15 protein-coding genes are annotated in these 13,235 nt (G+C 65.9%); 8 read left to right on the top strand and 7 right to left on the bottom strand.

From position 1 onward, the window contains the following. Positions 1-268: 268 nt before the first annotated feature. Positions 269-943, top strand: coding sequence for a TetR/AcrR family transcriptional regulator (locus ON39_RS15320; protein WP_040734703.1), 675 nt, complete (start codon positions 269-271; stop codon positions 941-943). On the opposite strand, the gene ON39_RS15315 is transcribed toward ON39_RS15320, so the two are convergent. Genes ON39_RS15315 through ON39_RS15305 form a run of 3 tightly spaced genes read right to left on the bottom strand, consistent with a single transcriptional unit; the run spans position 918 to position 3,704 of the window. After that, positions 918-1,697, bottom strand: coding sequence for a gamma-glutamyl-gamma-aminobutyrate hydrolase family protein (locus ON39_RS15315; RefSeq protein ID WP_040734702.1), 780 nt, complete (start codon positions 1,695-1,697; stop codon positions 918-920). The two genes, ON39_RS15320 and ON39_RS15315, sit on opposite strands and share 26 nt — an antisense overlap. Next, entirely contained in the window at positions 1,694-3,049 is a 1,356-nt protein-coding gene (locus ON39_RS15310) for a glutamine synthetase family protein (protein ID WP_040734701.1), read from the bottom strand. Before ON39_RS15310 ends, ON39_RS15315 begins: the two co-directional genes overlap by 4 nt. Further along, positions 3,042-3,704 (bottom strand): hypothetical protein, encoded by a 663-nt coding sequence (locus ON39_RS15305; protein WP_040734700.1) that lies wholly within the window; start codon positions 3,702-3,704, stop codon positions 3,042-3,044. Before ON39_RS15305 ends, ON39_RS15310 begins: the two co-directional genes overlap by 8 nt. 151 nt (positions 3,705-3,855) lie before the next feature. Here ON39_RS15305 and ON39_RS15300 point away from each other — a divergent pair, with 151 nt between their 5' ends. After that, positions 3,856-4,824 carry an alpha/beta hydrolase gene (locus tag ON39_RS15300; RefSeq protein ID WP_040734699.1) on the top strand — a complete coding sequence of 323 codons (969 nt, stop codon included), beginning with the start codon at positions 3,856-3,858 and terminating at the stop codon, positions 4,822-4,824. A 159-nt stretch (positions 4,825-4,983) separates the two neighbouring features. Further along, a complete protein-coding gene (locus tag ON39_RS48800) occupies positions 4,984-5,133 on the top strand; it encodes a hypothetical protein (protein ID WP_157195472.1) in 150 nt (49 codons plus the stop codon). A gap of 170 nt (positions 5,134-5,303) precedes the next feature. On the opposite strand, the gene istB is transcribed toward ON39_RS48800, so the two are convergent. From istB to ON39_RS51435, 4 genes are read right to left on the bottom strand one after another with little or no spacing between them, the layout of a single operon-like run. Next, positions 5,304-6,140 carry an IS21-like element helper ATPase IstB gene (gene istB, locus ON39_RS15295; protein ID WP_083894462.1) on the bottom strand — a complete coding sequence of 279 codons (837 nt, stop codon included), beginning with the start codon at positions 6,138-6,140 and terminating at the stop codon, positions 5,304-5,306. A gap of 29 nt (positions 6,141-6,169) precedes the next feature. After that, positions 6,170-6,427: a hypothetical protein gene (locus tag ON39_RS50570; RefSeq protein WP_246003125.1), complete on the bottom strand. Its 258-nt coding sequence runs from the start codon at positions 6,425-6,427 to the stop codon at positions 6,170-6,172. Continuing rightward, on the bottom strand, positions 6,397-6,831 hold the full coding sequence (locus ON39_RS50565) for a Mu transposase domain-containing protein (RefSeq protein ID WP_246003124.1): 435 nt from the start codon (positions 6,829-6,831) through the stop codon (positions 6,397-6,399). The genes ON39_RS50570 and ON39_RS50565 overlap by 31 nt, the downstream gene beginning before the upstream one ends. A gap of 34 nt (positions 6,832-6,865) precedes the next feature. After that, positions 6,866-7,342 carry a hypothetical protein gene (locus tag ON39_RS51435; protein ID WP_040734697.1) on the bottom strand — a complete coding sequence of 159 codons (477 nt, stop codon included), beginning with the start codon at positions 7,340-7,342 and terminating at the stop codon, positions 6,866-6,868. A 346-nt stretch (positions 7,343-7,688) separates the two neighbouring features. Between ON39_RS51435 and ON39_RS15280 the strand changes: the two genes are divergently transcribed. The 5 genes from ON39_RS15280 to ON39_RS15260 all read left to right on the top strand — a co-directional run bounded on the left by ON39_RS15280 (position 7,689) and on the right by ON39_RS15260 (position 13,227). After that, entirely contained in the window at positions 7,689-8,396 is a 708-nt protein-coding gene (locus tag ON39_RS15280; protein ID WP_083894468.1) for a TnsA-like heteromeric transposase endonuclease subunit, read from the top strand. A gap of 101 nt (positions 8,397-8,497) precedes the next feature. Then, positions 8,498-10,456, top strand: coding sequence for a Mu transposase C-terminal domain-containing protein (locus tag ON39_RS15275; RefSeq protein WP_085998190.1), 1,959 nt, complete (start codon positions 8,498-8,500; stop codon positions 10,454-10,456). After that, complete coding sequence (locus tag ON39_RS48170) at positions 10,453-11,469, top strand: TniB family NTP-binding protein (protein WP_211336442.1); 1,017 nt, start codon at positions 10,453-10,455, stop codon at positions 11,467-11,469. Before ON39_RS15275 ends, ON39_RS48170 begins: the two co-directional genes overlap by 4 nt. After that, positions 11,466-12,128: a TniQ family protein gene (locus tag ON39_RS15265; protein WP_040734695.1), complete on the top strand. Its 663-nt coding sequence runs from the start codon at positions 11,466-11,468 to the stop codon at positions 12,126-12,128. Before ON39_RS48170 ends, ON39_RS15265 begins: the two co-directional genes overlap by 4 nt. 919 nt (positions 12,129-13,047) lie before the next feature. After that, positions 13,048-13,227: a hypothetical protein gene (locus ON39_RS15260; RefSeq protein ID WP_040734694.1), complete on the top strand. Its 180-nt coding sequence runs from the start codon at positions 13,048-13,050 to the stop codon at positions 13,225-13,227. Positions 13,228-13,235: the final 8 nt, after the last annotated feature.

Below are 13,235 nucleotides of genomic sequence, written 5' to 3'. Positions count from 1 at the left end.
CAGGCTTGCGATGTCGCCGGCCCGATCTGGATGAACTGAATCTTCGTGGATCACGGGGTCCTCTTCGGAGATTTGCGATGGCGAGCGGCTCGTAGACGGGAGCCGGCTTGTGATGCCAGTCATAACGATAATCCGATACGATCATTTGATCAAGTCATTTGACTCAGTCGATGAAAAACGCAGGCTGTCCGGCATCAATTCACCTTGACGACTGGTAGTGTCAGAATTGACTTGATCAAGTGATCAGAAAACTGGACAGGAGTAGCGCATGGCACGCATCCCCTCCACCGAACGTCGCGCCGATCTGGTGGCCGCCGCGGTGCGCACGATCGCCGCTCGCGGCGTGGACGGGGCGACGACCCGCAGCATCGCGCAAGAGGCCGGCGCCCCGCTCGCGACTCTGCACTACTGCTTCGCCACAAAAGAACTGCTGTTCGCCGCCGTCTTCGAGCACGTCGCCGCGCAGTACCGGGATGTGCTGACGCGCAACGACATTCACGGCGATGTGCGAACTGGTGCGCGGGCGTTGCTGAGCGGGGTGATGGAGTGGTACCTCGCGAACCCGGAGCTCGCCGCGGCCATCATCGAATTGATCAGCTGGGCTCGCCGCCAATCGGACAAGCAGGCCGAGATGGTCTACAGCGAGGCGTTCACGACGATGCGCACGATCATCGAGTCCGCCGCGACCGCCTCGGGCGAGACGATCGCGCCGGACACCCTCGATGCGCTGATCTACCTGGTGACCACCCTGTCGGATGGGTTCGCCCTCAACTGGCTGGTGTTCACCGATGAGGCCGCGGCCCGACGCCAGATGGAGCTCACCCTGGGCGCATTGGACGCCTGGATGGCCGTCAATCTCGGGTCCGAGCTCAGCGCACAGAGTGCACGGCCCGCCCCCGAGGAGGCACCGCGCCCGCTCATGTCGTGGGTGAGCACGCGCTGAGCCTGCCCGCCTCGGCGACCAGCCAGTTCAACGACGGATCCGTCCGTTCCATCCACTCCGGATGCCACTGGACACCGAGCACCGGCCGGCCCGGCAGTTCGACCGCCTCCACTACGCCGTCGGCCGTGCGGCCGGTGACGACCAAGCCGGCGCCGCAGCGGTCGACCGCCTGGTGGTGCCAAGAATTCGTCACCGCGCTCGCACCGAAGATCCGTTCCGCGACCGATCCGGGCTCGAATCGCACCTTGTGATCGTCCGCGCCGTCGGTGACCGGCGGCGACATCGACAGGTGCTCTATCGAGCCCGGCGGCAGATGCGGGATCAAGGTGCCACCCAGCGCGACATTGAGGATCTGCAGGCCGCGGCACACGCCGAGCACCGGGATGTTCTGATCCAAAGCGGCACGCACCAGCGCGATTTCGAAGCGGTCGCGTTCGACATCGTGGACCATCGGATCATCGCGCGGATCCACCTCCGCGACCGCCGCCGGATCACCACCCCAGCACGCCGGATGCACATCCTGCCCCCCGGTGATGATCACCCCGGATAGCCAGTGGCACAACGCTTCCGGATCGGCGTCGTAGGGCAGGTTCACCGGAACTCCGCCCGCCCCGGCGATGCGCTCGGAGAAGTCGGACATGAAGGCGTCCGCGAACAGATGGCCGTAGCGGGAATCCAATCCCTTGATCAATCCGAGCCGGACCCGCCGGCCGGTGGTGCCGATCAGCGGCCGGATCGTCTCACGCGCGGTCACGGGAACTCGAAGTATCGTGCCGATTCCCATTCGGAGAGCTCGGCGAACTGGTCGCCGCCGGTGGTGTGGAACTGCATCCACTCCCAGCGTCGCGTGCCGACCCAGTAGCCGACGAATTCGTCGCCGAGTTGCTCGCGCAGGATCGGATCGGTTTCGAGCGCGGCGGCCGCCTTGGTGATCGTGTCGGGCAGCCGCTCCAAATCCGGTACACACCAGGCCAGATCGCTGACCGGCTCGGGTGGCTCGAGCGCACCATCGAGTCCGGCGATCACGCCCGCGAGAATGGTGGCGACCGCGAGATACAGGTTCGCGTCCGCGCCGGGCAGGCGGTACTCGAGCCGGGACTGGGCCGGATGCCCGCACACCGCGCGCACGGCGGTGCTCTTGTTGGCGATACCCCAGGTCACAGTGGTCGGCGGACCGCTCAGATCGACCAGGCGGCGGTAGGAGGTGATCTGCGGCAGCATCACCGAGGTCGCGCCCCGCATGGTCGCGAGCAGTCCGGCGACGGCGTGCCGCATGGTGTCCGACGGTCCGTCGGGTGCGTAGAACGCGTTGACTCCGTCACGTTGCAGGGACAGGTTCACGTGCGAGGCCTGCCCGTACCCGGCGGTCGGCTTGGCCATGAACGTCACCGTGTGGCCGAGCTCGAAGGCGACCTCGCGCATGACCTGCCGGGCGCGAGCCCAGTTGTCGCACACCGACAGTGGATCGCCGGGCACCAGATTCAGCTCGACCTGGCCCGCCGCGTCCTCGTCACTCCAGGCTTCCCACTCGATGCCGATCCGGTCGAGGCGTCGCGCGACCGCCGACATGTAGTCGACCCAATCCTTCGATTTCGCAAGGTGATACGCGGTCCCGGCGGAACCGCCGAGCGGGGTCAGATCGCGGTATCCCTTGGCCCGCGCCTCGTGGATGGACTCCTGGAACAGGGTCGCCTCGATCTCCACCGCGATGGTCGCGGTGTAACCGCGTGTCGCCAGCCGGTCGACCAGGGTGCGGGCCAGATTGCGCGGACAGATCCCGATCGGGCTGCCGTCGGCCTGCCAGTAGTCGCCGATCACCGAGCGCAGGCCGGGCTCCCACTCGATCAACGTCGACAGGTCGGGCCGGAACTGCACGTCGGAGACGTGCCCACGCCACTCCGGGAAGGGGAATCCGAAGGTCGGCGCATTGCCCAGGTCGAGCCCGAACAGCAGATCGGCCATCGCGAACCCGGAGCCCGCGCTCGCGGCGAACTTCTTGCGTGCCACGTTCTTTCCGAGGAAACAGCCCTCATGATTGGTGGCTTCGAGCCGGACGGTGTGCACCGCGTCATCGAGATCGACTGTGGCGGTGGTGATTTCAAACATCGTAACGAACCTTCCAGGAAGCAGCGACCAGCACCGACAGCTGCGAGAGCGTGCCGCGCACGCCGACCAGACCGGTGGACAGCGCGGCGATCAGATCGTCGGCACCGGAGAAGATCCCGGCCAGCAGTTCCGGCGGCCCCGCGATGACATAGTGGGTGTCGCCCGCACCGACGACATGCTGATCGATGCCGTCCGGGCCCTCCGTGATCGCGACGAGCATGTTGGGAATGCCCGGCACCGATCGCGCGGCGGCCCAGAACGACTCCGCGGCCGCCCGCCATTCCGGCAGCGGCGGCGACAGCAGCGCCTGCACCGCGACCGCGAGATCGTCAGCGTCACTGAGCTCCCCGACGAGGGCGCACCGGCCGTTCAGGTCGACGGTCACGCTGATATCGGGCTCGGCGAACACGCCGCTCGACACCGCGACGACATCGTCGGCGATGGTGACCGTGACGGCCTGCGGGGTGTCATGGGAGCGCACCGCGATCGTGCCCGCGCACGCCGCGACGGCGTCCCCGCCCTGGGCGCGTACGGAATCGGCGATGGTACGGCCGATCAACCGGACCATCGGACTGGCATCGTCCTCGATCCGGATGTCGACCCCGCCGACCGTGCCGGACCCGCGTACTGCGAGTCCGATCGTCGTTTCGGTCATCTGATTGTCCTTTCGATTCGACGAGATCGCGTGCGCGGCAGACCAGCGGCGGTGGATCCCGGTAACACGACTTCATAGTCAAATGACTGAGTCATGTGACTATGATAGTGAGGCACAGATCACTCCCTGTCAATAACTTGCGAGGCTTTCCATGAACGACCAGACCCCCGAGTGCTGGAATCTGCTCGACGACAATGCCGCGGCGATGGCCCGCATCTTCGGCCAGATCATCCCGAAAACTCTGCGCGAGCTGGGGCCCGAGCAGGCTCGCGCTGCGGCGAATACGGACGCGCCACCCGAGCCGATGATTCCTTTGGATAAAGTTGATCAACTGACCATATCGACGCGCGACGGCGGCGCGATCCTCGCCCGCCGGTATCGCCCGGACGGGACGCCCAGCGGCGACTTCGCGCCCGCTGTCGTCTACCTGCATGGCGGCGGATTCGTCCTCGGCACCCTCAACGGTGCGGACGAGCTGTGCCGAGCGATCGCCGCGGGATCGGGCTGGACTGTCGTCTCCCTGGAATACCGCCTGGCTCCCGAAAACCCTTATCCCGCAGCGCTACACGACTGCGTCGACGCCTTCGCCTGGCTGATCCGGAACGCCTCGGAACTCGGCATCGACCCGGATCGAATCGCCATCGCGGGCGACTCCGCCGGCGGCAATCTCGCCGCCGCGCTGTGTCTGCACCGCCGCGACGCGGGCCTGACCCTCCCCCGCACCCAGATCCTGGCCTACCCCGCCGTCGACGACACCTTCACCACCCCCGCATGGACGGAGTTCGCCGACGCACCGCTGCTCAGCGCCGCCGACGCCCAGTGGCTCTGGGAACAGTACGTCGGCCCGAACCACCCCGGCGGCGACCAACTCGCCGCGCCCCTGCGCGCCGCAACACTTCGCGATCTCCCACCCGCCCTGATCATCACCGCCGAAGTCGACCCGCTCCGCGACGACTCAGAGGCATACGCGGCACGGCTGTGGCGCGACGGAGTTCGGGTGACCTTGACCAGATACTCCGGCGTCTTTCACGGCTTCCTCTCCGAGGTCGCCCTGTTCCCCCAGGCCAACCATGCGATCGACGAAATCTGCCTGTATCTGAGCGAATTCGCGAGGAAATAGCTCAACCCGTTCGGCAACGTGGCTGTAAGGGTGAATTCCGAGACCGGTTATCGGCGAATTCCGAGGTCACTCAGGGGCGATCCAGGGCAGCCGTATCGGCGAATTTTGAGGTCACCTCGCTCGGCGTGTCAGGTCGCCGGGCGTGTCAGGAGGCAAGCCGTGATGATGTCGGTGAGATTGGTGGCGGCGCCGAGCATGCCGCATATCGCGCTGTCCGGCGGACAGCGCGATCTCACGAAACGCGCTCAATACCAACGAATGGTCGTCTGGAAGTCATTGAGCCGGAACGGCCTGGATGAACCTGAGTGAGGCATGATCTGCGGGACGATGAGGTCGCGAGGTCCAGACGTTCCTCACCGTCACCAGCGACTGTAGTCGCGAAGCCGCCGGCGCGAAGCGTGTCGGGGTAAGCGGTTTGTGTCGCGGGCCCGGCCGCGTTCGCTGTGGTGATGGCTCGTAATTCGCCGATAATCTGCTGGTCAGAGCACGGTTTCCAGTGACTGTTGAGCGTCGGTGAATGCCGGTTGCTGCGCCATGGAAGCCTGAGCAGTGGTGCTGACGGTGTTGTTGAGTGCGGCGGTGCGGGTGAGTCGGTAACTGTCGGTGCCGGTTTCGATGATCTGCCCGCCGAAGGTGAGCCGGTCGACGATTGCCGCGCAGAGCCGCGGTTCGGGAAAGGTGTTCGACCAGCCGGAGAACGCCTCGTTCGAGGCGATAGCGACAGAGTTCTTCTCCTCGCGCTCGGTCAACACCTGGAACAACAGCTCCGCGCCGCGCTTGTCGAGCTCCATGTATCCCAGTTCGTCAATGCAAAGCAGATCGACTCGCCCGTAGCGGGCGATCGTCTTGGCCAGGACCTTCTCGTCGGCCGCCTCGACCAGCTCGTTCACCAATTTCGTTGCCAGAGTGTATTTCACGCGATAACCGCGCATCGCGGCCTCGGTGCCCAACGCGATCAGCAGGTGGCTCTTGCCGGTCCCGGAGTCCCCGATCAAGCAAAGCGGGGTGCCTTTCTTCACCCAGTCGCAATTGGCGAGGGTGTTGACCACTGCGGGGTCGATGTTGGGGTTGGCGTCGAAGTCGAAGGCCCGCAACGATTTATCGCGCGGGAATCCGGCGGCGCGGATGCGGCGTTCGGAGCGCCGCCGTGCCCGGTCATCGCATTCGACGAGCAGCAGCTCGGCCAAGAACGCCCGATAGCTCATCTGGTCGCGTGTGGCGGTTTCGACGAGGTCGTTGAACTGGGTGCGGATGCTGGGCAGGCGCAGCATCCGGCATGCCTGGTCGACGGCGGTGTCAGCGGCCTGGTCGGTCATGCGTGGCGGCGCGGGGTCGGGCTGGTCATCTAGGGATTCCCTTCGGCGGTTCTCGGTTTGGTGATGCGAAGCAACTGGTCATAAATGGCGACCGAGGGCAGGGGCCGGGTATCGGGCGGCAGGTGCGCCAGGCGCCGCGCGGTCAGCGACGCAACCGGATCCGGATCCTGGTCGGGTTCGTCGAGATCGACGACGTGAGCGCGCCGCGGAGTGGCTTCGGCCGCCTTGCGGGCCTCGAGAGCGACCGCGTCCGCGGTCAGCGCGCCAACGCGCAGCGCGGCATCCAAGCCGGCGACGACCTGCTCGTGGGGCATGCTGCGGTGCAGCAGAAGAACTTCGATGATCGCGCGGGTGCCGTCGCGCTCGCCGTGGGCCTTGCGGACCGCGGCCCACCACGCGTCGTGGCTTTAGCGAACTTGCCGCTCTGGCGGGCTTGCTGGAGCGCGGTGGCCCCGGCCATCGCGCCGGGCTCGCGGATCATCGCTTCGAGATAATGATCGAGCTCCACCCGCGTCAACGCCTTGCCGATCAAGCGTTCGTGGCGGGCGATCTCGGTGCGGCAGTCACAGACGACCAGCCAGGAAGCATGCAACAGGATCCGGACCGGGCGGCCGATGAACCGGATCGGGACACTGTATTGTTGGTCCGCGCCGCGACCATCGAATACCGATCCACCCGGGTAGCCAGCCACGATCCGGTCTCGAACTCCTCGACAGGCAGCCGTTTCAGCGTCGGCGCCTCCACCGCGAAATGCTCGCCGATCGTGCGCGCCCGCGCTCCGATCCGCCGCGCCAAATCGTCTGTGTCTGCGGAATGAATACCTGCGGCGGTTCGCGGCCGGCCTCGACCCTGATCTGCGGTTTGCGCCGATCAACGTAATCACGGGCGGTCTGATAGGCGACGTCGGTCATGCCGCGCTCATCCATCAGCCGCTCGAAGATCCGCTTGATCGTGTGCCGCTGCTTGCGGGGCGCATCCAGATCCGCCCGCAGAGTCTCGTCGATGAACGGTTTGAACGGATCCAGCTTCGACGCCCGCGCCGGATACTCCTTGCGTTTCTCCGGGAACGCCGAGGTCAGTGCGGCGTTGACCGTGTGGTAGCCGACGTTGTACTTACGCCGTAGTTCCCGCCCCGACATCCCCGCTCGCGAGTCCCGCCGGATCGCCGCATACAGCTGTGCCTTGGATTGGTTCGGCGGCACGGGTCAGCTCCTACGGGCCGATGCAGAGTGATAGCAGGGTGATCCTGCCACCGCAACCCGTCAGGTGGTGCCAAAATTCGCCGATACCAACCACTTCCGAACCGAACCGGTACCAGGATTCACCGATCAACGGTCTCGCGATTCACCGATAGAACCAGCCAACGATCTCCTCGAAAGTCGGCTGCTAAATTGTCCGTTGTCGGTGAATATGGGCTATTGCCACTAAAACCAAGCCATGCGGTGATGCTTGCCACTACAGTTGGGCCGTCCTGGTGGGCTCGACATCGGTTGGTGGGGACTGGATTTGGGTTCAGTGGCGTCGTGGTCGGGTTCGGTTGTCGACGGTTTGGACGCGTTTGTCTTGGAGTACAGCCCGCGCACGGGCGAGGTCTCGACATCTGCGTTGGCGCAGTGCTGGAACATGGCGTTCGAGCGGTGCAGCCCGGTCCGGCAGTTCGCCTCCTATCGTGGTCAGACCAACTTTCCGGGCTGGTGGTGGATGGCCACGACCGGTGACCATGTCGGCCATGAGTCCTGGCTCGAGCGGGACCATCTGATCGTCCTGGACGCCGATCCGGACGTGATAGGGGTTGCGGCCCAGCCGTTCTGGATCCACTGGCGAGACGAGGACGGCCGGTTACGGCGGCATGCTCCCGACTTCTTCGCGCGCACCCGTGACGGCGGTGCGGTGGTTATCGATGTCCGCGCCGACGAGCGGATTGCGGCCCGCGATGCCGAAGCGTTCGAGGCGACTGGGCGGGCTTGCGCGGCGGTCGGGTGGTCCTATCGCCGTGTCGGCGCCCTGGATGCGGTGCTGTCGGCGAATCTGCGCTGGTTGTCGGGCTACCGACACCCGCGGTGTTTACGGTCGGGGTTGGCGGCCGAGCTGCTGGCGGTCTTCGCCGAGCCGACGAAGTTGCTGGCCGGAGCGAGCGTGGTGGGCGAGCCGATCGTGGTGTTGCCGACGTTGTTCCATCTGTTGTGGTCGCAGCGGCTGGTCATTGATCTGTCTTCGGCGATACTCGGCCCTTCGACACTGGTGAGCTCGCGGTGACCAGGCCGACCCCGCGTTCCACGATCCTGCGGGTCGGTGATGAGATCCGTTGGGGCGGTGACGCATTCACCGTCGCGGCGCTGACTGCCGAGCACGTTCGTCTGGTCGACGCGGCCGGAGCGCCGACGGTCGCCCGGTTGCCCGATCTGCTGGGCGACCCGGCTCTGGAAGTGTTGTCAGGCCCGACGATTGCACCGCTGCGAAGCCTCGACAGCCTGCCCGCAGAGGTGGTCGAGGCGGCGCGCTGGTGGGAACGCCATATCGTCGAGGTCCTCACTGGTCTGCCGCCCGATCCGGATGCGCGGCAGCGGTCGAAGCCCAAATATGACGCTGGGCTACGGTCGTTGCGGCAACGCGAGCTGGCCAAGGTCGAGGAGCTGACGCTGGCCGGGCACCGGATCGGTTGGAGCACGCTGAAACGGCGCCGTCTGGACTACGAACGCGACGGGATCTGGGGCCTGGTCGATCAGCGCGCGACCCGGGGCCGGTCACCGGCCGGCCGAGTCGACGCGAGGGTGGTCGAGGCGGTTGCCCGCGCCATCGCCGAGGAGACCGATCGCTCCACCGGCACGGTTTCACGGCTGCGGCGGCGCACCGAACAGCTGCTGGCCGCTGAGCACGGGCCCGGAGTGGTCGCCTTGCCCGCACAGCGCACCTTCTATCGGCTGGTCGCACGGTTGTCGCAGGGCAAGCACACATTCGGGTCGGCACGAACCCGCCGGTCGCTGGCCAAACAACCCGAAGGCCCGTTCTCCACGCTCGTCGCCGCCCGGCCCGGGGAGTTGATGCAGATCGACTCCACACCGCTGGATGTTCGAGTGGTCCTGAGCGATGGCCAGGTCGATCGGGTCGAGATGACCGGATTGGTCGATCTGGCGACGCGGTCGATCGCCGCGCTGGTGCTGGCACCGTCGACGAAGTCGGTCGACGCCGCGTTGCTGCTGGCCCGGGCGTTGACGCCCGAGCCGATGCGGCCGGGCTGGAGCGATGCGCTGCGGATGTCTCGGTCGGTGCTGCCGCATCGCAGCCTGACGAGTGTCGATCAGCGCCTGGCCGAGGCCGCGGCCAGGCCGGTGATCGCGCCGGAGACGATCGTGTTCGATCACGGCAAGGTGTTCTTGTCGCAGAACTTCCGCAGCGCCGCACGAGCTTTGGGAATCAGCCTGCAACCGGCGCACCCCGACACCCCGACTGACAAGCCCGTGGTTGAGCGCACCCTGGGATCGGTGGCGACCCTGTTCGCCCAGCACGTCGCCGGTTACGTCGGTTCCAGTATCGAACGCCGCGGCCGCCGCGCCGAAGAGTCGGCGGCCTGGTCGATGATCGAGTTGCAGGGGTTGCTCGATGAATGGGTGATCACGGTCTGGCAGAACCGCCCCCACGAAGGATTGCGCGACCCGATCACTCCGGACAAGGCACTGAGCCCCAACGAGAAATACGCCGCGCTGGTCGCGGCCGCCGGTCACGTCGCCGTCCCGTTGAGCGCCGACGACTTTGTCGAGTTGCTGCCGTCCACCTGGCGGGTGATCAACTCCTACGGCATCCGGATCGCGCGACGCACCTACGACGCGAAAGCGCTCAATCCCTACCGCCGCCAGCACTCCGGCGTCGACCACAAGAACGGCCGCTGGGAACTGCACTACGACCCCTACGACGTCTCCCGAGTCTGGATCCGCAACCACCACCACGGCGGCTGGATCACCGCCACCTGGACACACCTGCGGACCACCCCGACACCCTTCGGGGAACTGGCCTGGCAGCACGCCCGCGAAATCCTTGCTCGCCGCGGCAACGACCACGCCACCGAAGCCGAAATCGCGCACGCCGCAGCGGATCTGCTCGACCGGGCCGAAAACGGCCCGCCGACCAACGAATCGAAATCCAGCGCCCGCACCCGCAGGGTCGTCGGCCGCACCGAAGCCACCGCTCGCGCACAACCGAAACCCGCACCACAGCAGGACGACGACACCGAGCCCGCTGCCATCGCCGAAGCGCCAATGGCGAAAGTGATTCCGCTGGGCGTGTTCGATCCATTCGAGGAAGCGAGGAAACGCTGGTGAGCATCGCGGCCGATCCGGTGACCGAGCCGGTCCGCCAGCTGACCACGCTGACCGGTTGGCGGCAATTCACCCGGGACAAACCCACCATCCCGGAACTGCTGCCCGCGAATGAATTCGAGCGGCTCGATGAGGCCGAGCGCATCCGCTACGACGAAACCCGCATCGACTACCACACTCGGTTGACCGTGATCGCGACCTCCACGGTCAGAAACGTCGCGCAGAAGGGCCGCCGGTTGACCCTGCTCAACCGGCACGCGGTCAGCGCACGTCGGGGCCTGATCCTGTCCGGAGCGGCCGGCACCGGCAAGACCACCGCGATCACTCAGTTCGGCAAGATGCACGAAGCCTCCGACCAAGCCCGTCACCCGCACCGCAACGACCGCATCCCGATCCTCTACGTCACCGTCCCACCGGCGGCGACGCCACGCATGCTCGCCGCGGAGTTCGCGCGGTTTCTCGGCCTGCCGGTCACGCAACGCGCGAACCTCACCGACATCATCGAAGCGGTCTGCGGCGTCTGCTGCGACACCGGCACCAGCGTGGTGATCTGCGATGAGCTGCACAACATTTCGCTGGCCACCAAGTCCGGAGCCGAGGTCTCCGACACCTTGAAATACTTCTCCGAACGCATCCCGGCAACCTTCGTCTATGCCGGGATCAACGTCGAGCGCGAAGGCTTGTTCTCCGGCACCCGCGGCGAACAGATCGCCGGCCGATTCACCATGATCGGCACCATCGGCTTCCCCTACACCGCCGACTGGCGCGCCGTCGTCGCCACCCTGGAGAACACCCTCCGCCTGCACAACCACACGCTCGGGACACTCACCGACCTCGACCGCTACCTGCACAAACGCACCAACGGGATGATGGGCAGCCTCTCAGCACTGATTCGCGAAGCAGCACTGGAAGCCATCCTCACCGGCGCAGAGAAGATCACCAAACAGATGCTCGACGCCATCGAACTCGACCACGCCGCAACAGATTCCGTCCATCGCAATCGCAGAACCTCATGACCTCCGACACCGCTCCTGCACCGCTACCGGTCCGGCTGCGACCCGGACCTGGCGAGACCGCCGAGTCCTTCGTCATCCGATTAGCCATCGCGAACCACCTGCGGCCCAGTTACCTTCGTCGCTACATCACACCGGGCCGACAGGGAACCGGTTGCATCGAACCGGCCAAGCTCGCCGCGGTTTCAGGCCGCTCAATCCCAGCCCTCATGCGCATGTTTCCCGAGCTGGCAGAACGTCGCCGTCCCAAACAGCAGGGAACCACCCAGGCCAGACGAGAAGCCAAGCAGCGCAACGATTCCATCAAACAGGCCCTCTATGTCATCATTCGCCGCGACGCCGACAAGGGTCTGTCGGGGCGCGAGATCCAGCGCAAGCACAACGTCGGATATCGCACCGTCCGCGCAGCGCTCACCCTGGACAACCCGCCACCCCGCAAGGACTACCGGGCCCGCGAACGAACCAGCATCCAGCATCACATCCCGGAAATCGCCGCGATCCTCGAAGCCACACCCACCGCGACAGTCCAGGACATCTGGAACCAGCTACTCGACCAGCACCACGCCGAGATCTCCTACAGCGCGCTCCGGCACTACCTCACCGACATCCGAGGCCCCAGCCCACGACCACGCAGAAACGCCAACTCGGCTCACCTTCAATGACAATCCGCCTCCGGAACCCTTATCACTGAAAGTGAGCCACCAAGGTCACAGCCCGATCGCTGGCTCAGGTTCATCGGCACGGGACATAAATAGTTGCGAACTGTCTCGTACGTCATACGGTTACTTACGCTCGGATCTCATCGTTGCTGAAACGATGGAGGTCCGTGTGGACAGTGAGTTCGCGCCGCTGCGGAGCGTGGTCGTTTCCCAGAGCGAGTTCCGCCCGCCTCGAGGCGCTGCGACCACAGCTGTTCAACGACGCGGACAAAGCCGCCGCAGGCGAGACCGGTTACGCCAACTTCTTCGTCCGCGATCCCTGGTTCACCGTGGGCGAGAACAGCAGTTTGGCCCCGTCGGACAACATAATTGCGCAATCCCACCCTTCCCACTCGATCGCGGCGTCCCACAAACGTGTCACGAGCGGGATTTCAACGGTACCCGGTGCGCGCCGACGCCGACAGGTGGGCACCGGCACGGTCGACCGTGCGATTGACCTCGTAGGCGGCCATACCGAGGTCGGCGTCGTCGTGGGCAGGCGCACCGAACAGGCTGCGCTGGAACGGGAGCCACGTCCAGGTGTGTACCGCACTCGACGATCATCGTAGTCGGAATCAGCACCATGCCCGCACACCGCCGTAGGCCGATTCCGACAACCCGGACCGAGAGGCCGTGGTTCGCGGCGATCTTCGACACCACGAACAAGCCGAGCCGAATATTGGAGGACAGCGCCACGATACTGAAATCCCCTGGCCTGGCCAGCATTTCGTTGCGTGCGGCCAGATCCTCGGCGGACATGCCCAGACCCTGATCCTCGATTTCGACAACGACACCCCGGCACGGGCTTGCGTCAGCGCCGCCCGGGTTGCTGGCCGCCGAGGATGATCAGGCTCTCGGCGTTGCGCGGGGCCCGGGTGGACATGTGGTCGAGCCGGAAAAGCAGGTCAGGTGGGCCGGATTCGCTTCGCTGCGCTCGGCTTCGTCGAGCAGCGCGACCTGTTGGTGCACCATCACCGCCTGCCCGGATACCGTTCCGCACCCGCAGCGGCTGTCGGTGCTGGCCGAGGCGTTGCCCGAAGTCGAAGCGGGCCTGGGCATCTGAGCGACGGG

The organism is Nocardia tenerifensis NBRC 101015 (assembly GCF_000308715.1).
In the GTDB taxonomy this organism is placed as follows: Bacteria; Actinomycetota; Actinomycetes; order Mycobacteriales; family Mycobacteriaceae; genus Nocardia; species Nocardia tenerifensis.
The sequence above is the reverse complement of the archived record's forward strand: the minus strand, read 5'-3'. Positions and strand labels throughout refer to the sequence as shown.

Coding starts and splice junctions, on each gene's coding strand:
- ON39_RS15320 (WP_040734703.1), top strand. CDS start 269: ATGGCACGCATCCCCTCCACCGAACGTCGCGCCGATCTGGTGGCCGCC.
- ON39_RS15310 (WP_040734701.1), bottom strand. CDS start 3,049: ATGTTTGAAATCACCACCGCCACAGTCGATCTCGATGACGCGGTGCAC.
- ON39_RS15305 (WP_040734700.1), bottom strand. CDS start 3,704: ATGACCGAAACGACGATCGGACTCGCAGTACGCGGGTCCGGCACGGTC.
- ON39_RS15300 (WP_040734699.1), top strand. CDS start 3,856: ATGAACGACCAGACCCCCGAGTGCTGGAATCTGCTCGACGACAATGCC.
- istB (WP_083894462.1), bottom strand. CDS start 6,140: ATGACCGACCAGGCCGCTGACACCGCCGTCGACCAGGCATGCCGGATG.
- ON39_RS15265 (WP_040734695.1), top strand. CDS start 11,466: ATGACCTCCGACACCGCTCCTGCACCGCTACCGGTCCGGCTGCGACCC.